This is a genomic window from Rhizobium sp. BK619 (genome assembly GCF_014195245.1).
Taxonomy (GTDB): Bacteria; Pseudomonadota; Alphaproteobacteria; order Rhizobiales; family Rhizobiaceae; genus Rhizobium; species Rhizobium acidisoli.
This window is the reverse complement of record NZ_JACIBH010000012.1, coordinates 32,492-51,774: the sequence shown is the minus strand read 5'-3', so window position 1 is coordinate 51,774 and position 19,283 is coordinate 32,492. Positions and strand designations below refer to the sequence as shown.

At 61.9% G+C, this 19,283-nt stretch carries 19 protein-coding genes; 9 read left to right on the top strand and 10 right to left on the bottom strand.

All coding sequences use genetic code 11. The features are described 5' to 3' along the window. The first annotated feature begins 101 nt into the window (after positions 1-101). Complete coding sequence (locus FHX14_RS22520) at positions 102-998, top strand: LysR family transcriptional regulator (protein ID WP_184378791.1); 897 nt, start codon at positions 102-104, stop codon at positions 996-998. Between the two features lie 76 nt (positions 999-1,074). Here FHX14_RS22520 and FHX14_RS22515 read toward each other — a convergent pair whose 3' ends face one another. After that, on the bottom strand, positions 1,075-1,926 hold the full coding sequence (locus FHX14_RS22515; protein ID WP_183693768.1) for a LysR family transcriptional regulator: 852 nt from the start codon (positions 1,924-1,926) through the stop codon (positions 1,075-1,077). Positions 1,927-2,063: 137 nt separating this feature from the next. Between FHX14_RS22515 and FHX14_RS22510 the strand changes: the two genes are divergently transcribed. Next, positions 2,064-3,077: a zinc-dependent alcohol dehydrogenase family protein gene (locus FHX14_RS22510; RefSeq protein WP_184378789.1), complete on the top strand. Its 1,014-nt coding sequence runs from the start codon at positions 2,064-2,066 to the stop codon at positions 3,075-3,077. A 110-nt stretch (positions 3,078-3,187) separates the two neighbouring features. Here FHX14_RS22510 and FHX14_RS22505 read toward each other — a convergent pair whose 3' ends face one another. Both FHX14_RS22505 and FHX14_RS22500 read right to left on the bottom strand, forming a co-directional pair. Beyond that, on the bottom strand, positions 3,188-4,345 hold the full coding sequence (locus tag FHX14_RS22505; RefSeq protein WP_184378787.1) for an adenosylhomocysteinase: 1,158 nt from the start codon (positions 4,343-4,345) through the stop codon (positions 3,188-3,190). 98 nt (positions 4,346-4,443) lie between these two features. Beyond that, positions 4,444-5,322 carry a LysR substrate-binding domain-containing protein gene (locus FHX14_RS22500; RefSeq protein WP_184378785.1) on the bottom strand — a complete coding sequence of 293 codons (879 nt, stop codon included), beginning with the start codon at positions 5,320-5,322 and terminating at the stop codon, positions 4,444-4,446. Between the two features lie 265 nt (positions 5,323-5,587). On the opposite strand from FHX14_RS22500, the gene FHX14_RS22495 reads away from it, so the two are divergent. From FHX14_RS22495 to FHX14_RS22475, 5 genes are all read left to right on the top strand, one after another. Beyond that, positions 5,588-6,136: an NUDIX hydrolase gene (locus FHX14_RS22495; protein ID WP_184378783.1), complete on the top strand. Its 549-nt coding sequence runs from the start codon at positions 5,588-5,590 to the stop codon at positions 6,134-6,136. Positions 6,137-6,199: 63 nt separating this feature from the next. Further along, on the top strand, positions 6,200-7,699 hold the full coding sequence (locus tag FHX14_RS22490; protein ID WP_184378781.1) for an inorganic phosphate transporter: 1,500 nt from the start codon (positions 6,200-6,202) through the stop codon (positions 7,697-7,699). Between the two features lie 16 nt (positions 7,700-7,715). Beyond that, the gene (locus tag FHX14_RS22485) at positions 7,716-8,453 is read left to right on the top strand and encodes a 16S rRNA (uracil(1498)-N(3))-methyltransferase (protein WP_012556691.1); all 738 of its coding nucleotides are present in this window, start codon (positions 7,716-7,718) and stop codon (positions 8,451-8,453) included. 148 nt (positions 8,454-8,601) lie between these two features. Next, positions 8,602-9,975, top strand: a complete 1,374-nt coding sequence (locus FHX14_RS22480; protein ID WP_184378779.1) for a glutamate--cysteine ligase — start codon at positions 8,602-8,604, stop codon at positions 9,973-9,975. 146 nt (positions 9,976-10,121) lie between these two features. Then, the gene (locus tag FHX14_RS22475) at positions 10,122-11,000 is read left to right on the top strand and encodes a DUF937 domain-containing protein (RefSeq protein WP_012556689.1); all 879 of its coding nucleotides are present in this window, start codon (positions 10,122-10,124) and stop codon (positions 10,998-11,000) included. 88 nt (positions 11,001-11,088) lie between these two features. Here FHX14_RS22475 and FHX14_RS22470 read toward each other — a convergent pair whose 3' ends face one another. After that, positions 11,089-11,388: a DUF1127 domain-containing protein gene (locus FHX14_RS22470; protein ID WP_184378778.1), complete on the bottom strand. Its 300-nt coding sequence runs from the start codon at positions 11,386-11,388 to the stop codon at positions 11,089-11,091. Between the two features lie 203 nt (positions 11,389-11,591). On the opposite strand from FHX14_RS22470, the gene FHX14_RS22465 reads away from it, so the two are divergent. Further along, the gene (locus FHX14_RS22465; protein WP_003588350.1) at positions 11,592-12,548 is read left to right on the top strand and encodes a LysR substrate-binding domain-containing protein; all 957 of its coding nucleotides are present in this window, start codon (positions 11,592-11,594) and stop codon (positions 12,546-12,548) included. A 20-nt stretch (positions 12,549-12,568) separates the two neighbouring features. Here FHX14_RS22465 and FHX14_RS22460 read toward each other — a convergent pair whose 3' ends face one another. The 3 genes from FHX14_RS22460 to FHX14_RS22450 all read right to left on the bottom strand — a co-directional run bounded on the left by FHX14_RS22460 (position 12,569) and on the right by FHX14_RS22450 (position 14,779). Further along, positions 12,569-13,210, bottom strand: a complete 642-nt coding sequence (locus tag FHX14_RS22460) for a TetR family transcriptional regulator (RefSeq protein WP_246713429.1) — start codon at positions 13,208-13,210, stop codon at positions 12,569-12,571. Between the two features lie 288 nt (positions 13,211-13,498). Continuing rightward, positions 13,499-13,915: an MAPEG family protein gene (locus tag FHX14_RS22455; protein ID WP_184378776.1), complete on the bottom strand. Its 417-nt coding sequence runs from the start codon at positions 13,913-13,915 to the stop codon at positions 13,499-13,501. 108 nt (positions 13,916-14,023) lie between these two features. Then, a complete protein-coding gene (locus FHX14_RS22450) occupies positions 14,024-14,779 on the bottom strand; it encodes an SDR family oxidoreductase (RefSeq protein ID WP_183693737.1) in 756 nt (251 codons plus the stop codon). Positions 14,780-14,871: 92 nt separating this feature from the next. Between FHX14_RS22450 and FHX14_RS22445 the strand changes: the two genes are divergently transcribed. Then, the gene (locus FHX14_RS22445) at positions 14,872-15,789 is read left to right on the top strand and encodes a LysR family transcriptional regulator (protein ID WP_184378774.1); all 918 of its coding nucleotides are present in this window, start codon (positions 14,872-14,874) and stop codon (positions 15,787-15,789) included. A gap of 7 nt (positions 15,790-15,796) precedes the next feature. Here FHX14_RS22445 and FHX14_RS22440 read toward each other — a convergent pair whose 3' ends face one another. The 3 genes from FHX14_RS22440 to FHX14_RS22430 all read right to left on the bottom strand — a co-directional run bounded on the left by FHX14_RS22440 (position 15,797) and on the right by FHX14_RS22430 (position 19,086). After that, the gene (locus FHX14_RS22440) at positions 15,797-16,348 is read right to left on the bottom strand and encodes a hypothetical protein (protein WP_183693729.1); all 552 of its coding nucleotides are present in this window, start codon (positions 16,346-16,348) and stop codon (positions 15,797-15,799) included. A gap of 2 nt (positions 16,349-16,350) precedes the next feature. Continuing rightward, the gene (gene guaB / locus FHX14_RS22435) at positions 16,351-17,835 is read right to left on the bottom strand and encodes an IMP dehydrogenase (RefSeq protein WP_003588358.1); all 1,485 of its coding nucleotides are present in this window, start codon (positions 17,833-17,835) and stop codon (positions 16,351-16,353) included. A gap of 258 nt (positions 17,836-18,093) precedes the next feature. Continuing rightward, positions 18,094-19,086: an MBL fold metallo-hydrolase gene (locus FHX14_RS22430; protein WP_184378772.1), complete on the bottom strand. Its 993-nt coding sequence runs from the start codon at positions 19,084-19,086 to the stop codon at positions 18,094-18,096. Between the last annotated feature and the right edge of the window lie 197 nt (positions 19,087-19,283).

The following is a 19,283-nucleotide window of genomic DNA, read 5'->3' as shown; positions in this document are numbered from 1 at the left end:
GGCCGCGAACCTCCTGCCGCCGATAAATCGGCTTAGCACTTTCCCGAAACCGGCGCAAATGCTAAGCACTTATGCCAAAAGGGGAAAAAATCGAAAACCGCATGACCAATCTGGGCGATCTCGAAATCTTTGCCAAGGTCGTTTCGACGGGCAGCATGTCGCTTGCCGGGCGGGCACTCGGCTTTTCCCCGGCCGTCGTCTCCAAGCGGATCAAGCGGCTGGAGGACCGGCTCGGCACCAGGCTTTTGCAGCGCACGACGCGGCAGATCTCGCTGACGGAAGCCGGCCAGGGCTTCTACGACCGGGTGCTTGGCATCCTCGCCGGGCTGGAAGAGGCGGAATTCTACATTTCCGGCCGCTCGGCACAGATGCACGGGACGCTGAAGATCTCGGCACCGACCTCGTTCGGGCGCATGCACATCGCGCCGCATCTGCAGGCGTTCATGGAGGCGCATCCGGAGCTTGCGATCAACCTGGTGCTGACCGATGAATTCAGCGACATCGTCGGCGGCGGTTTCGATCTGGCGATCCGCATTGCCGAACTCACCGATTCCAGCCTCGTCGCCCGGCGGCTGGCGCCGGTGCGCCGGCTGCTCTGCGCCTCGCCGGATTATCTCGCGGAACACGGCGAGCCTGGACATATCGACGATTTGAAACATCATCGCTGCCTGCCGGCGCACAACGGCGACACCTGGCGGCTGAACGGGCCGGACGGAATGATCAGCCTGCGGCCGGAAGGCATGTTGGTCACCAACTCCAGCGAGGTAATCCGCGAGGCGGTCATCTCAGGCCTCGGGATCGCGCTGCGCTCGACCTGGGATATCGGCGAGGAACTCAAGGCCGGCAAGCTGGTGCAGGTGCTGCCCGCCTATGAGGGCTCGCACAATGTGGCGCTCTCTGCCGTCTATCCCAGCCGGCAATTCCTGCCGGCCAAGGTCAGGCTGTTCATCGACTATCTCGCCGAGCTTTACGGACCTGTCCCCTATTGGGAGCGCTGACGGCACACCTAACTAAATGACGCGATGTCGCCTCAAAAGGCCCCTCACATATTTCAGATCATACTCCCCCGCCGGTTCAGTGCGCCAATCTCTCGATGACAAGATCCAGCAGGGCGCGCAGCCGCGCCAGGCGCTTCATGTCGCGGTGATAGCCGACCCAGGTGTCGCGGCCGGGCGGCGCCTCGCCAAGATCCACCAATTCAATAGCAGCAAGGGAATCGCCGAGCGGCCGTGGCAGGACGGCCAGCCCCGCTCCATTGGCACAAAGCGTCGCCTGAACATCGCGGCTGTTGCTGCGCATGACAATTTCGGCCCGCGGCAAGAGGCGCTGCAGCCACCCGGCATCCGGCATGTCGCCGAAAGCTTGGTCCATGGTGACGAGGCGGGCGCCCACCCCGTCAAATGCCCTCGGGTGCGGCGCGCCGCGACGAATGTAAAGGCCGTATTTAATATGGATAAGCTTGCGGGATATGATCTCCGCTTCCGTAAAGGGCTGAATACGAAAAACGAGGTCGGCTTCTCGTCGTGGCAGGCTGAGGAGCCGGCTGTCGGTCAATAGTTCGACCACCACCTTGGGATGGAGTTGCGAGAATTCCGCCAGCACCGGCGAAAGCACATGCACGCCGAACCAGTCGGACGATGACAGCCTGAGAAAACCACCGAGCTGGCGGCTGCCACCGGCAAGGATGCGCTCCATAGCAAGCGTCTCCTCCTCGATGCGTTCAGCACCGGCGAGCACGGCCGCACCTTCCTCGGTCAGCACGAAGCCCTCAGTCGTGCGCTGAAATAACGTCTGCCCAACAGACGCTTCCAGGGAACGCAACCGACGGCCCATCGTCGGCTGCGTCAGACCGAGGCTGCGGGCTGCTGCGCCAAGCGTTCCGAACCGCGCGATCGCCAGAAAAATCTTCAGGTCGCTCCATTCCATCGCTCGTATCCATCAAACAAAAATGCATGGGCTTCAGTCTTTTTCGTCTATTTTCATTCGCGTTTCAATGAGCGATCTTTCTTCCGGAAAAACCCGTTGCCACCGTGGACGCTGCACTGCGAACGAAGGAGAGTTGCATGTCGAGACAATCAACGATGAAAGTGATGTTGGCGGAATCGCCGAATTCGCCATTGCGGATCGCCGATGTTCCAAAGCCTATGCCGGGCGAAGGCCAGGTCCTGGTGCGTATCTTGGCGAGCGGTGTCAATCCGCTGGACCTGAAGATCAGAGCCGGCAAAGCGGCCCATGCACGCCACCCGCTTCCGGCCGTGCTTGGTATCGATATGGCCGGCATCGTTGAAGAGGTCGGACCTGGCGTCGGCGGTTTCCGTCGAGGCGACGCGGTTTACGGCATGACCGGCGGCGTTGGCGGCGTTCAGGGATCGCTTGCCGAATTCGCAGCCGTCGACGCCGCACTGTTGGCTCCGAAGCCGCAGAACCTTTCTATGCGCGAGGCGGCAGCATTGCCGCTGATCGCAATTACCGCCTGGGAAGGGCTCGTCGACCGCGCCGGCGTGAGAGCCGATCACAAGGTGCTCGTGCTGGGCGGTGGCGGTGTCGGTCATATCGTCGCGCAGATCGCCAAGGCCGTCGGGGCGGAGGTCTATGTCGTCGATGGCGCTTCGAAAGTGGACTATCTCGCCGGTCTTGGTGCAACGCCGATCGATCGTGCCGCAGAGACGGTGGAAACCTATGTCGCCAGATATACCGGTGGCAAGGGTTTCGATCTGATCTACGATACGGTCGGCGGCCAGGGGCTCGATACTGCGTTCCGGGCCGTCAGCCGGTTCGGCCATGTCGTGAGCTGCCTTGGCTGGGGAAATCACGCGCTGGCGCCGCTCTCCTTTAAGGCGGCGACCTATTCCGGGGTTTTCACGCTGCTGCCGCTTCTGAGCGGCGAAGGACGCCCACATCACGGCGAGATTATGCGGGAAATGACGAAACTGGTCGAGGCCGGCAAGGTGATGCCGAGGCTCGACCCGCACCACGTCACATTTGACGATACCGACGTGGCATATCGGCTGATCGAAAACCGGCAGGCGGACGGGAAAGTCGTCGTCGAGATCGACCGATCTCACCTTGCCGAATGACTGGAACAGGATGATTTGAGGCCCCGGTCGGCCTTAAATCTAATCCTTTGCTAAATCAGAGAGTGGCGCGTGCTGTCGTCTGAAAACACTCACATTTTTCGGAATCATCCTCAACGCGCCAGATCAAGATAAGCATTGGCCACCATCGCGTCGATATCGCCGGGAACCGGCACGACGCAGGCTTCGGGCCCGGCCTCGCCCCTGGCGATGCGTTCCAGGCAGCGGGCCTGCAGGGTGAAGCCGAGATCCATCGATTCGACCGTGTTGCCGAGCGGCCGCGGGCCGGCGAGATTGGCCATGTGGCCACCGCCCAGCACATGGAAAGCGCGGCCGTCCCTCAGATGGAAAGTCTCGATATGATCGGCCTCGTAGCGATCGATGCCGATGACGTCGGGATGGCGGCGGAAGGCTTCGACATCGATCTCATGGGGGAAATGGCCGCCATTCATCAGGATCGCGCCGTCCTTGACGAGCGGCAGGTCGCCTGCGGTGACGATGCCGGCAAACCCGGTGACGGTGACGATTATATCGGCCGAGCGGATTGCCGCCTCGCGCAGCGGCGTGGCGAAACCATCGAGATGGGCTTCGAGTGTCGTCACGGCATCGATATCGACGACGCTGACGGTGGAAAAAGCGTTGCGAAAACAGGCGGCCGTGCCCTTGCCGCAGGCGCCGTAGCCGAACACCGTCACACGTTTGCCGTTGGTCGAGCGGTTGGTGAAGCGCAAATAGCTTTCAAACAGGCTCTGTCCGACGGCATGCCTGTTTTCGGCGAACTGCTTGATCGGGCTGTCGTTGATGACGAGGATCGGCATAGCGAGGCGCTCGCGCAGCTGCAGCAGGCGGGTGCGGCCCGAGGTGGTTTCCTCGGTGCCGCCACGGAGATCGGCATAGGGTTTTTCCGCCGCGATGGCGAAAAGATCGCCGCCATTGTCGAGCAGCAGGTCCGGCCTTTCGGCAATCACCGCTTCGAGGCTCTGATGATGGGCGGCCGGATCTGTCGTCTGCGTGGCGAAGACCGTAAAACCCTGCGAACGCAGAAATTCGACCGTCAAAGGCTGGGTGCTGTTGAGATTGCCGGTGCAGACGAGACGCGCCCCGCCGGCGCGAAGCGTCATCAAGAGCGCCACCGTTTTCGGCTCCAGATGGATGCCGGTGCCGATCGACAGGCCCGCGAAGGGCCGCGTTCGCTCGAATTCGGCTGCGGTTGCCTTCAGCAGCCGGCAGCTGCCGCCGATCCAGTCGATGCGCGTCGCGGTCTTTTCCATCACTTCATCCCTGTTGCCGATACTCGAACAATTTTAGCGAAGCGACAGGGCGGCGAATATGGAGGTTATTCTGGCGAAAGGGCAGAAAATCTGCCCTTTCAGCTCGGCCTCCCGCAGCGGCGCAGCCAGCCGGACAAAGCTGAGAAAGCCGGACGTTTTGCGTCCGGCGTGCGGCAGCAGAGGCTGTAGCCGGACGGCCGGGCGATGAAACCATAGGGCGCGACCAGCTGCCCGCGCTGAAGATCGTCCTCGATCGAGGCGCGCGGCGCAAGGGCGATGCCGAGCCCGGAGCGGGCGGCACCGAGCGCCAGCAGCAGATCCTCGAATTCTTGGACGCGGGAAAAGGCGACCGGCGGCGTGCCGCTTTCGGCAAACCATTCGTCCCAGAGTTTCGGAACGCTGCGGCTCGCAAGCATGGTGAGTCGGCCCATCGCCGCCGGGCTCTCCGAGAGCGTCGCTGCGAGCGCCGGCGTTGCGACCGGACCGAACTCATCCTCCATGAAACGCACAGCGGTCACGCCGGCGGCCGGCCGGTATTCGCCGCCCATGATCACCGCGTCCAGTTCCGGGTGCATCAGCAGCGGTTCGACGACGCTCATCGGCACGATATCGACCGCCGTATCGCCGAGGCTTGCCTGCATGTCGGCAACACGCGGCATCAGCCACCAGACCGCGAAGGCGGAGGGTACGCCGAGCCGGATGCGGCCCGGCCCGGTGCCCGAGAGCTCGCAAGCGGCGCGTTGCAGAATGTCGAAAGCTGCGCCCGATGCTTCGGCGAAAGCGCTCGCCTCTGCGGTCGGGACCAGCCTGCGGCCATCGCGAACAAAAAGCTTGCGGCCGAAGTGGCCCTCCAGCGTGGCGATCTGCTGGCGCACGGCGCCGCGCACCACCTTCAGCTCTTCGGCGGCCTTGAGGATGCTGCCGTGACGGCAGACGGCCTCGAAGGCGCGGATGGCGTTGAGTGGTGGAAGACGCATGATTACCACAAGCACAAATGATAGTGGATCACTTGATCTTGCCATTGAACGAAAGGCAAGTCCGCGCCATATTGTACACCTGTGCAATGTGACGCATTCGAGACAGGGCATGACGGATTTTCCGAACCTGTCCGGCCTCGATTCCCCTATGTACGGCGATCGAATCGTGTTCGGATCGTCCCGTCGCTCTTTTGGATTGTGTAGGCTTTTCGTGATACACGTATATGAGTGATTCCTAACGACCCCTTGGAAGGTGACCCGACAATTGACTCTTCTCGCCCGATTGGCATCCGATGTGCAACTGATGTTCCGGCGTCCGCCGCGACAGCAATATGGTGCGATCTGCTACCGGGTGAAAAAGAAGAGCGGTGACGTCGAGGTGCTTTTGATGACGAGCCGCGATACCGGCCGCTGGGTCATTCCCAAGGGCTGGCCGATGACGGGCAAATGCGCCCATGAGGTCGCCGCACAGGAAGCCCTTGAGGAGGCCGGCGTCCGCGGCGCGGTCGAGAAGGACACGCTCGGCGCTTACAGCTATTCGAAAGTGCTGCGCGACGGCGTGCAGGTGGTCTGCAAGGTGCAGGTCTATGCGCTCGAAGTCACCGACATGGCGAAGAACTTCAAGGAAAAGGGCGAACGCACCATCGAATGGGTCTCGTTCGACGAGGCGGCCGGGCGCGTGCGCGAGCCGGAGCTTCGTGGCCTGCTGCTCGCCTTCAAGCGGGTGATGACGGAAAGACTTGCGTCCCCACGGGCCAAACAGGTCCCGGAGGCCAAGCAGATTTCGGCGGCCAAACAGATTTCGACGAAATGAATCCTGCCATCTTGCTGTGCTAGAAAAGCAGCGTAGAAGCAGATTTCATATCTCGGAAAAAGAATGCCGCCACGTCCCACAGTCCTCACGAAACGCACGCTCGACAAGGATCTCGACAAGATCACCCATGCCGAGGACGCCGCGAAGCATGTCCTGCGGCGGCTGGTGGCACCTGGCCTCGGCCTGATCTTCGTCGGTCTGGCCATGTTGTTTGCCGGTGTCTATGTGTTCGACCAGCCGGGAGCGGTGCTCGTCGTGGCGGCGGCCGCCCTTGCCGGCTATATGGCGATGAACATCGGTGCCAATGACGTGACCAACAATGTGGGCGCCGCTGTCGGCGCCCGCGCCATGACGATGGGCCAGGCGCTTGTTATCGCCGCGATTTTCGAGGTTCTCGGCGCCACCATCGCCGGCGGCGAAGTCGTCAGGACGATTTCCTCGAATATCGTCGACACCGTCCGGGTGCCGCAGGCATTGCTCGGCTGGATCATGATGGCGGCGCTGATGGCGGCAGCCCTCTGGATCAATCTCGCCACCTGGATGAACGCGCCGGTTTCCACCACCCATGCGATCGTCGGGGCGGTGATCGGTGCCGGCATCGCAGCCGTCGGGCCGGAGCCGGTGAACTGGCAGGTGATGCTGGAAATCACCTCGAGCTGGATGACCTCGCCGCTGATCGGCGGACTGATCGCGGCCGGGCTGCTTTATCTCGTCAAGACCCTCATCATTTACCGCGACGACAAGATCGCGGCGGCTCAGCGCTGGGTGCCGGTGCTGGTCGCAGTAATGGCCGGCGGCTTCACGGCCTATATGGTGCTGCAGCTGTCGCCCACCGGCAAATTTCCGGCCTTGACCATCATCCTCATCGGCATCGGCAGCGGGCTGGTCAGCTGGCTTGCCGCCCGGCCGCTCGTTCTTGCCCAGGCGCGGGACCTCGAAAACCGCAACAGTTCGCTGCGGGTGCTGTTCCGGCTGCCGCTCATCGGCTCGGCGGCGCTGCTGTCCTTCGCGCATGGCGCAAACGACGTTTCGAACGCGGTCGGGCCGCTTTCGGCGATCGTCCACTCGGTCGGCATCGGCGGCGGTGACGGTGTTGGCCATCCGCCGCTCTGGGTGATGCTGATCGGCGCCTTCGGCATTTCCGTCGGCCTGCTGCTGTTCGGGCCGCGCCTCATCCGCCTGGTCGGCGAGGAGATCACCAAGCTCAATCCGATGCGGGCCTATTGCGTCGCGCTGTCGACCGCCTTCACCGTCATCGTCGCCTCCTGGCTCGGCCTGCCGGTCAGCACCACCCATATTGCCGTCGGCTCCGTCTTCGGCGTCGGCTTCTTCCGCGAATGGTATACCCGCCATTCGAAGCGCCGCATCGCCTATATCAGGCGCAGGGCCGAGAGCTTCGATATCGACGAGCCGGAGGATCCGAACATCCACGAGACGCGGCGGCGCTATCTCGTGCGCCGCTCGCATTTCATGACGATCATCGCCGCCTGGATCGTCACGGTGCCGGTTTCGGCAGCGCTTGCGGCAGTGATTTATTGGGTTATGTTCGCGCTCTTCGTCTGAAACCCGCGAGTTTTAAATGCGCGCCAATTTCCGCATGCAACGGCTTTTCGTCGACGCGCCGCTTTCCAGCGGCGCCGCCCTCGAGGCGAATGCCGACCAGTTCAACTATCTCGCCAATGTGCTGAGGATGGAGGAAGGCGGGGAGGTCCTGCTCTTCAACGGCCGCGACGGCGAGTGGAAGGCGACCCTCACCTTCCCCACCCGCAAACGCATTCAGCTGACGGCAATCGAAGAGACGCGGCCGCAGCCGGCACCCTGCGACCTGCATTATCTCTTTGCGCCGCTCAAGGTCGGCCGCATGGATTATCTCGTGCAGAAGGCCGTGGAAATGGGCGCCGGCCTGCTGCAGCCGGTCATGACCCAGCACGTCCAGGGCAAGATCACCAATCTCGACAAGCTGCGCGCCAATGTCGTCGAGGCGGCGGAGCAGTGCGGCGTTCTCGGCATTCCCGATGTGGCCGAGCCGGTGCGGCTTCTCGACCTGCTCGACCGCTGGCCGAAAGAGCGGCGTATCATCTATTGCGACGAGGGAGATGCCGGGCAAAACCCGCTGCCGGTGCTGTCGGCGATCCGGGAAAGGCACCTCGCGCTGCTCGTCGGGCCGGAAGGCGGCTTTTCCGAGGAAGAGCGGGCGCGGCTTCGAAGCCTCGATTTCGTCACCGCCATTCCGCTCGGACCGCGCATCCTGCGCGCCGATACGGCAGCCGTTGCGGCGCTGGCGGTGGTGCAGGCAGCGATCGGCGACTGGAGCTGACAAGAAAAACGGGTGGACATGGAAATTGCTGTTATTTTTTTGATGCGTCATTGAAAGAATTTCACTTGCAACATACGTGACTTGGGTCCTAATCAGCCTTCCAGCTGCCCGGCCCCCTGGGCGCCTTTTTTGAATACAGGTACCCCGCATGGCCCGCGACACCACCGACCAGACACCGCTCTCTTCGGTTCAGGATCTGACCGATTATATCGCCGCCGGCAACAAGCCGCGGGAGCGCTTTCGGATCGGCACCGAACACGAGAAATTCGCCTTCTTCCGCGCCGACAACAGCCCGGTTCCCTATTTCGGCGACGCCAGCATTTCCGCCCTTTTGACCGGCCTGCAGGCGAAAAGCGGCTGGGAACCGATCATGGACGGCGGCAACATCATCGGCCTGGCCGAGCAGAGCGGCATGGGCGCGATCTCGATCGAGCCCGGCGGCCAGTTCGAACTGTCCGGCGCGCCGCTGGAAACGATCCACGAAACCTGCAGGGAATCGAACCAGCATCTGGCGACGCTGCGCGAAATCGCCGAGCCGATGGGCATCCGCTTCCTCGGCATCGGCGGCAGTCCGAAATGGACCTATGCGGAAACCCCGCAGATGCCGAAATCGCGCTACGAGATCATGACCCGCTATATGCCGAAGGTCGGCAGCCAGGGTCTCGACATGATGTACCGCACCTGTACGATCCAGGTGAATCTCGATTTTTCCTCTGAAGACGACATGCGCAAGAAAATGCGCGTTTCGATGAAGCTGCAATCGCTGGCGACCGCCCTCTTTGCATCCTCGCCCTTCACCGAGGGCAAGCCGAACGGGCTGCTCTCCTGGCGCGGCGATATCTGGCGCGACACCGACAACCGGCGCTCGGGCCTGCTCGATTTCACCTTCCGCGACGATTTCGGCTTCCGCGACTATGCCGAATGGGCGCTCGACGTGCCGATGTATTTCATCGTCCGCGACGGCCGCTATCACGACTGTACCCATGTCACTTTCCGCCAGTTCATGAACGGCGCGCTGAAGGGTGAGGTCGCCGATCCGGCGCCGACGATGGGCGACTGGACGAACCATCTTTCGACGCTCTTCCCCGACGTGCGGCTGAAGCGTTTCCTCGAAATGCGCGGCGCCGACGGCGGCCCGTGGCGGCGCATCTGTGCCTTGCCGGCCTTCTGGGTCGGCCTGCTTTACGACGATGCCGCACTCGACGCCGCCGACCAGTTGACAAAGGATTGGAGCTTTGCCGAGATCGGCGCGCTGCGCGATGCCGTTCCGTCGCAGGGGCTGAAGGCCGAGTTTCGCGGACACCCGCTCTTCGACATGGCGCGCGAAGTGGTCGGCATTTCAAGGGCCGGCCTCAAGGCGCGCGGCGAGCTCAACCGGGAAGGCCAGGACGAGACGATCTTCCTGGCGCCGCTCGACGAGGTGCTCGCCAAGAAGGCGACGCTCGCCGAGGATCTGCTGTCGCTCTATCACGGCCGGTGGAACGGTTCCGTCGAACCGGTGTTCGAGGACTATCAATACTGAGCCTGCCCGGGTCTTCGCCAGCTCGGAAAACCACCCGGCAGTTTGCAGGTACGGCTTTAAGTTCTTATAGCAAAAAGCCGTTTGCACATTTCCTTTTCCGGATATAGTGGCGTGACACGCGTCACGACTCGGGGAAAGGGACCTCCATGCTGCCACTCTTCGACATGATGATGCAGGCGCAGAACGGCGCGGCGATGGAAGCGATCGCCCGCCAGTTCAACCTCGCGCAGGAACAGGCGACCAAGGCGATGGCGGCGCTGATGCCGGCTTTCTCAGCCGGCCTGAAGCGCAGCACCAGCAACCCTTATGATTTCGTCGGGCTGATGCAGGCCGTCTCCTCCGGCAATTATGCGCGCTATTTCGAGGATATGAACCGGGCCTTCACGCCGGAGGGCATTTCCGACGGCAACAATATCCTTGCCCAGCTTTTCGGCTCGAAAGAGGTTTCGCGGGCGGTCGCCGCCCAGGCCGCACAGATGACCGGCATCGGCCAGGATATCTACAAGCGGATGCTGCCGGTGCTGGCCGATACGCTGATGGGCGGGCTCTTCAAGCAGACGACCGGCCAGATGGCTTCGCCGATCAATCCCTTCGTCAATACGGCGATGGGCGAGACCATCCAGCAATGGCTTGAGAGTACCGGCTTCGCGCCGAAGCCGAAGGCCGCGCAGCCGAGCATCTTCGACAATCCCTTCACGCAGGCGATGCAGCAGATGTTTTCGGTGCCGAAGGCCGAACCGGCACCTCAGCCGAACCCGTTCCTCGACAACCCCTTCGCCAAGGCCTTCCAGGAGATGATGGCCGGGCTTGGGCAACCGGCGGCGGCCAAGCAACCGGCTGCCAAGACGCAAGAAGCGCCGAAGGAAGAGGCGCCGAAAGAAGAAGCGAAAGCCACTGCCGACAGCTATACCGAGATCCTGAACGCCATGTTCGACAGCGGGCTGGAAGTGCAGAAGACCTACCAGAGAAACCTGGAAGCGATCTTCGAAACCTACCGGCCGAAGCCGCCTGAAACCAAGGCATAAAAAAACCCGGAGATGGCTTGGGAAAAGCCGGTCTCCGGGTCAAGCGGCAGGGCTATTGGCTATCACCCTGCGGGGAAACTCGACGCTCCTATTCGTTGTAGGAGCGGAAGAGCTGCAGGCGCCAGCGATTGCGCGCCGAGCGCGTCAGATGTTCCGACGGGTCCTCGAAAAACGTCGATGCCACGAACGCAGAGGTCAGGTCGGCCCTGCTTAGGCCGATATCCCTCAGCTGACTGTCATTCAGATCGTGCAGCGTGTTGATCTCCATGCGATTGCGGAACCCGCGAAAGAGGGAGACCAGCGGAGCGAGGCCTGCGACCAGACGCTGGAAAAGCGTCGGGGCGAGCTTGCCGCAGTCGAGTTCTGTTGTCCGGTTTGTCATAAGCATCGAACTCTCCTTTCTCGAGGGCCGCAACAACCCACCCCTCCCGCGAGGTCGTGCGGGAAGGGATAAGGCTGAATTCTGCTTGGACAGGCAGGGCGTCTGTCCTTCACTTTGCTTGATTTGCATCCCGAAGATGCCAAAGAGCTATTGATCAGTCCAACGAATGTTTCTAATGATTATCATCAGCTATCTTTATGGGTGACACAATGTCCGCGCCTCTTGATCTCGACCAGTTGCAGACTTTCATCGCCATCGTCGATTCCGGCAGCTTCACCAAGGCCGCCGACAGGGTCTACAAGACCCAATCGGCCGTTTCCATGCAGATGCGCCGTCTCGAAGAGCGCATCGGCAAGCAGCTGTTCATCAAGGACGGACGCGGCAACCGGCTGACGGTCGAGGGTGAAAAACTGCTCAACTATGCCCGGCGCATTATCCGTCTCAACAATGAGGCGATCGCCGCCTTCGACGACAACAGGCTGGAGGGCACGCTGCGCATCGGCACGCCTGACGATTATGCCGACCGCTACATGCCAGAAATCATCGGCCGCTTCGCCAAGACGCATCCGAATGTCGAGCTCTACATCGTCTGCGAGCCCTCGGTGGACTTGGCCGAGCGCATGCACAAGGGCGAGCTCGATATCGCGCTCGTCACCCACAATCCGCGCGAGCGCATGTCAGATGTGGTGAGAACCGAGCCGCTCTGCTGGGTGGGGTCGGCCAACCATCCGATCCGCGACGACGCGCCGGTACCGCTTGCCGTCGGCCGGCGTGATTGCCAATGGCGCCAGCTTGCCTGCTCGGCGCTCGATGCGGTGGGGCGTGAACACCAGATCCTGTTCACCAGCTGGTCCTGCACCGTCGTTGCCGCTGCCGTGCTTGCCGGCATGGCGGTCTCGGTGATGCCGGAATCGGCGCTGCGGACCGGCATGAAGGTGCTGAGCCAGGCGGACGGCTTTCCGGCGCTGCCGCCGGTGCAGATCGGCATCATGAAGCGGCCGGGGGTTTCTCTCTCGCTGATGAACGCGATCACCGCGCATATCACCGCCTGCCTCGACAACATCACGCCTGCCGTCGTCGACGACACGCTGGAAGCCGATGTCAAATCTGCCCAGGCACGCCTTTATCCACGGCTGAAGGCCGCCAATATGGTGCCGAGCTGGTAAGGGGTAAGAGGTAACAGCCCTCAGGCGGCGCGCTTCGCGGTCGCGGCGAAAAGGGAGGCGCGGATGACGCGTTTCCACTCATCGAGCATGCGTCGCGCCAGGGCCTTGTCGCTGACGGCGACAAGCCGGATGACGGCGCCGATCAGGTGGCTGAACAGGTAAGTGCGCGCATACATTTCTTCGTCGCAAAGTTCGGGCGCCAGCCGCCGCACGGCATCATAAAAGATGCCGGCGACGCGGCCGCTATGTTCGATGTTCAGCTGCAGCAGATCCTGGTCGGTCTCCGTTCCCATCCAGACGCCGAGATAGACGGGATCATCATGGTAGGACTCGTAATACCAGTCGATGATGTCGCAGACGAGGTCGAGCGCCTGATCGAGCGTCTGCACGTCGGCAAACATCGCCGCCGTCTTCGCCTGGATTGCCGAGGCGTGTTGGTCGAACAGAGCTTTGACGATCGCCGCCTTTTCGGGAAAATACTGGTAGACCGAGCCGATCGGCACTTTGGCGGCAACGGCAAGTTCCGTCATCCGCATGGCGCTGACGCCCTTTTCGGCAATGATCTTGGCGGCGGCGGCAAGAATGACGTCCAGCCTCTGGATACTGCGCTCCTGCTTCGGCTTCCTGCGCAAGCCGATCCGATCCATGCTTTCCACGCCCATGTCGTTCCCGTTCTTATTGTTCGCGCGGGCAGGCATCATGCCAAATCAGCGCGTCGGGCGGGTATGACATTGCAGGCCTTCATCAGTCGTAAATGAAAACGCTCGCATTTTAACGACCGGCAAAGCCGTGCGAAATCAGGCCTCTAGATCATATCATGCCAATTGATTAGCGGCGGAAAGACCTGAAATAGTTGTAGGATTCTTTGGCCGCAGAGATATCCATGCCGCGGCCCGAGACGAGTGACAATGCCGTCCGCTCGGGCGCGCCTGACGAGGCTCCTCGCGTCCTCAGCCCATCGCCATCCATGAGGCGAGCCAGACCCACATCGCTCCCAACACCAGGTATCCGGCGGCAAAGAGCGGGCTGCGGTAGCGCAGGTCGTTGCTGGTGACATGGACCGCGGCATGGGCGTACCGTAGGGCGACGAAGAGCCAGGCGAGGCCGACAGCGACGATATTGTCGGCCTCGGTGACATAGAGAAGAATACAGCAGGCGTAGAACAGCACGGGCAATTCGAACTGATTGGCAAGGCAGTTCTTGACGACGAGGCTTTCGGCCGGCTCGCCGCGATTTTCGCGGTAATCCGATTTCGCGACGCTGCCGGCGCGGACCATTTTTCCGCGCCGCTGCCCAAGAAGCGCATAAAGACCGTATACCAGCGCCACATGGGCAAGGAGTGGCCAAAAGATTTCATAGCCGGTCATTTCGGCACTTCCTTTTCCGCTTTCGCATGTCGCGAGGAGCATTAGCGGAAAGGTTCAGCGGATGCCAGGGGCGGCTTGCCGCTGGCATCCGCAAAGCCGGTATTGTCTTTACACCTGGGCGCTGCCGCCATCGACGAAGAGTTCGGCACCGGTGACGAAGCTGGAATCATCCGAGGCGAGGAAGAGTGCGGCAGCGGCAACCTCCTCGGCACGGCCAACCCTGCCCATTGGTACCTGGGCCGCCAACGCATCGAGCAAACCCTGCTGGTGGGCTGGATCCTTACCCGCCAATTCGACCAGTCCGGTCGTTTCCGTCGGGCCAGGACTGAGCGTGTTGATCCGAATGCCGCGATCCTTCAGGTCGAGGATCCAGTTGCGCGCAAAGCTGCGCAAGGCGGCTTTCGATGCGGCGTAGACGCTGAAGGCGGGTGTGCCGCCCGAGCCTGCTGTTGATCCTGTCAAGATGACCGATGCTCCTCGCGAGAGCAGCGGCAAGGCCTTCTGCACCGTAAAGAGAACCCCCTTCACGTTTCGATCGAATGTGTCGTCATACTGCTCTTCCGTGATTTCGCCGAGGGGCAACATGGAGCCGCCACCTGCGTTGACGAAGAGCACGTCAACTCTCCCGGCCTCAGCCTTCACCTCCTCATAGAGGCGATCGAGGTCAGCGAGGTTGGCTGAATCCGCCTGGATCCCCACAACCCCGCCGCCGATTTCAGCGACTGCCGCATCGAGAACGTCCTTGCGGCGGCCGGTGATGAAGACCCGTGCGCCCTCAGCCACGAAGCGCTTCGCTGCGGCAAGGCCGATCCCGGACGTGGCGCCAGTGATAACTGCAATCTTCGCATTCAGTCGTTGTGTCATTGTCGTCTCCTTTAGCTCGACTGAAGCTGAGATATGGACGAGGGTATCCTTTCGGAATAGAAAGAATTGAAAGCCATTGTTTCAGGAATGAAATGAACAAATTTCCCGATTTCGAGGGACTGGCGATGTTCGCAAAGGTCGCCGAGGAGCGTTCTTTCGTTCGGGCTGCGCAGACGCTCGGCGTGTCGGTGCCGACGGTTTCGCGGGCCGTAAGCCGTCTTGAGCAGAGGCTGGGCGCAAGGCTCTTCAACCGCACCTCTCGACAACTCGCTTTGACCGATTTCGGCCTGCGACTGGTCGACAGCGCCGCGCGGATCTATGCCGAGGCCGAAATGGCAGAGGACGCCGCCCGGGAGCTTGCCACCCGACCGAAGGGGCTGATCAGGCTTGCAGCGCCGATGGACTTCGGGACACGCTGGCTGGCCCCGATCCTGCCTGACTTTTTCCAGCTCTTTCCGGAAATTTCCATCGACCTGCACATGAGCGATGCTGTCGTCGATATCGTGGGAGACGGCTTCGATGCGGCACTCAGAATCGCGGTACTGCCGGATTCGTCATTGGTCGCGCGCAGGCTGGCGCCGGTGGATCGGTTCATTCTCGCGGCACCCGCATACCTTAAACAGTACGGCTTGCCGCAACATCCCCGCGAGCTAACGGCTCACCATTGCCTCGGATACGCCTACAGGGCGCGACAGGATGTCTGGCGCCTGCGCAATAGCGAAGGCAAAGAGGAGGTCATCTCACCAAGCGGCTCTCTCAGGGCCACCAATTCGCAAGCATTGGTGCCAATGGCGCTACGGGGCCTCGGGATCGTCGAACTACCCGAGTTTCTCGCGCATGACTATCTCGTCGATGGCCAGTTGACGCCAATCCTTCCCGACTGGACGCTGCCGACCGGCGCACTGTATTTCGTCACACCTTCAGCTCGGAGCCGGCCAGCGAAGGTCGAGGTCCTTGCCGATTTCATGATGGCGAGACTGTCAAATCCGATTTGGCGGAGGAGGAGCTGACGCCGCCTCAATCCCGGCCTGGCGACAGCCAACGGGCGATGGCAAGCCTGACAAGGACGATGGACGAGATGGCGAGGCTCGCGAATTTCAGCCTTGTCATCCATGGCAGCAGTTGCGCGGCAAGGCCTGCGGAAGGACTGTCGCCGAAGGCGATCAGGCTCGCAATGTTCTCGCCGTAGTCGGCGATGCCGTAGACGAAGGGCAGCAGATAGATCGCCTGGCCGACGAGCGGATGCGATCGTCCGAACCACGCAGCGAGAGGGCCAAGCTTGAGCAAGGCGAGAAACAGCAGCGCCGTCAACAAGGCAGGAAAGATCAGTTCCGGCCCGAAATACATGGCGCGGAGCAGCTTCGCCGCCGTCTCGTTCTGATCGAGCAGCGTCTGCATGTGGAAGACGGCCGCTTCATCGTAACCGGCGAAATAGGTATCGAGCACCGCCTGCCCGGTTTCATGCTTGAAGGGAACGACGAAGCCAAAGGTCGTCCAGGCGAGCACGGCAAGGCAGAGGGCAGCGAGCAGCGCGACGATCCAAAGGGGAATCCCGCTGCCCGCCTTCATGATCAGAGGCCGGCGCCCGGATAGTTCGGGCTCTCGCGGGTGATCGTCACGTCATGGGCATGGCTTTCGCGAAGTCCGGCGCCAGAGATGCGGACGAACGTCGCCCGCTCTTGGAAATCCTTCAGGTCCTTGCCGCCGACATAACCCATGGCCGCCTTGAGACCGCCGGCGAGCTGGTGGACGACGGCCGAGACCGGTCCCTTGTAGGGAACCTGACCCTCGATACCCTCCGGCACGAGCTTCAGCGTGTCGCGCACCTCAGCCTGGAAATAACGGTCGGCGGAACCGCGGGCCATGGCGCCGACGGAGCCCATGCCGCGATAGGCTTTGAAGGAACGGCCCTGGTAAAGATAGACCTCGCCCGGGCTCTCATCGGTGCCGGCCAGCAGCGAGCCGATCATGACGGCGGAAGCGCCGGCGGCGATCGCCTTGGCAAGATCGCCGGAAAATTTGATGCCGCCATCGGCGATGACGGGCACGTCCTGAGCCTGCGCTGCCTGAACCGCCGACATGATGGCGGCAAGCTGGGGAACGCCGACGCCGGCGACGATGCGCGTCGTGCAGATCGAGCCCGGGCCAATCCCGACCTTGACGGCATCGGCACCGGCATCGATCAGCGCCCGGGTACCGTCATAGGTGGCGACATTGCCGGCCATGATGCGCACCGAGTTGGACAGCTTCTTGACGCGGGTGACGGCATCCAGCACACGCTGCGAATGGCCATGGGCGGTATCGACGACCAGCAGGTCGACGCCGGCCTCGATCAGCCGTTCGGCGCGCTCGAAGCCGTCATCGCCGACGCTAATGGCAGCGGCAGCGCGAAGCCTGCCCTGCGCATCCTTGGAGGCGTTCGGGTTCAGCTGCGACTTCTCGATATCCTTGACGGTGATCAGGCCGACGCAGCGGCCTTCGGTATCGACGACCAGCAGCTTCTCGATCCGGTGTGAATGCAGCAGGCGCTTGGCCTCCTGCTGATCGACGCTCTCCTTGACGGTGACCAGATTGTCCTTGGTCATCAGCTCGTGGATCTTCTGCTCCGGATCGGAGGCGAAGCGCACGTCGCGGTTGGTCAGGATGCCGACGAGGCGGCCCGACTTCTCGACGACCGGGATACCGGAAATGCCGTGTGATTTCATCAGGCCGAGTGCTTCGGCAAGCTTTGCCTCCGGACCGATGGTGACCGGGTTGACGACCATGCCGCTTTCGAACTTCTTAACCTGGCGGACTTCTTCGGCCTGCTCGACCGGCGTCAGGTTGCGGTGGATGACGCCGAGGCCGCCGGCCTGGGCCATGGCGATCGCCAGACGGCTTTCGGTGACGGTATCCATGGCCGAAGACAGGATCGGGATGTTGAGCTCGAAGTCCCGGGCGATGCGGGTCGCGATATTCGTCTGGCCGGGCATGACCTCGGAGTGGCCGGGCTGCAGCAGCACGTCGTCGAAGGTAAGCGCGTCCGCGCCGGTTGCCGTTTCAATGATGCGTGCCATGGCCAAATTCCTTCATTTAAGAAAATGCAACCTGGCCCGGAAACGAATCGTCCGCCCCGGCGGTGTGCATGGGATTGCTTGGAAGTTGGCGAGGGCTGGTAACACGTCTATGACAGGAAGGAAATAGCAAAAAGCCCGGCCTGTCCGCCGGGCTCGTCATGGGTGCCATGCGCCTGGAGCAACGCCATGGTTTCCCCAGGTCGCGGAGATGGCCTATCCCTTTGTTTTCACCCTTCGTTCTGCTGGAACGGCTCCATATCAGATGTCGAACTGATAGGTCTTCGGCACGAACCGGTAGCCGCCATCCTGCTTCTCGGCAAAACCGACCGCCGGGAACGGCATGTGGTAGCCGAGGAAGGCGATCTTCTCGGTCGCGATCATGTCGAAAACCTTGCGGCGGCTGGCGGCTGCCTGCGTCTTGTCCATGTCGAAACGGACCTCCCAATCCGGGCGCAGCAGCGACAGGATGTAATGATTGGCCGTATCGCCGGTAAGAACGAGGCGTTTGCCCTCGGATTCGACGTGGAAGACCATATGTCCCGGCGAGTGGCCGGCCGCCAGCATCGCGGTGACGCCGGGGGCGAAGCTGTCGCCATCCTTGATGAAGGTCGTCTTTTCGGCAAGCGGCGCCACATTGGCGAGCACCGCCTTGTGGCTAGCCTCGGCCGGCGTGCCCTCGCGCGATTTGTTTGACCAGAAATCATACTCGGCCTGGCCGATGACATAGCGGGCATTCCTGAAAGCAGGCGCGCCATTCTCCATCAGGCCGCCGATATGGTCGCCGTGCAGATGGGTCAACGCAACGATCGTGACGTCGTCGGCAGAATATCCAGCCGCTTTCAGGCCTTGAACAAGCTTGCCGCTGCCCCTTGCGCGGCCGCTCTCGCCAAAGCCGGTATCGACGAGAATGACATCCGAACCGGTATCGACAAGGGCCGGCGTATAGCCGTTCAGCAACTTATCGGCGGGCAGGAAGTTTGCTGTCAGCAACGCTTTGACCGTTTCCGGATCCTGATTGGTGCCGTAGGTTTCATAAGGTTTTTCGGAGATGTTGATGCCGTCGCGCACTGCGGTAAATTTATAGGAACCGAGCTTGAACTGATTGATTTCGGCTAAAGGCGTTACATCCATATTTCTGCTTTCTCCAATCGTGGCCGCTTCGGCCTTCTCTTTCAAAATTGCCGGTGCCGCCAGCAGGCCAAGCCCTGCTGCGAAAAACGTACGCCGCTTCAGTTGCGTCGAAATTGCCATATATCCCTTCCCCCAAGCCGTGTGGTGTGTCGCCGCGCGCCCGATCTCGTTTCCCGCCGGATTTTTTGTCTTGGCGGCGTCGACATAGGACAATGTTGGCAGGCGACGTTGTCGGACAAGCGGTCTCACGCAGACGTGAAGCAAACATGGCATCGAACCCGATTTGAGCATTGGCAGGCCCCTGAAGTGGGACTAAA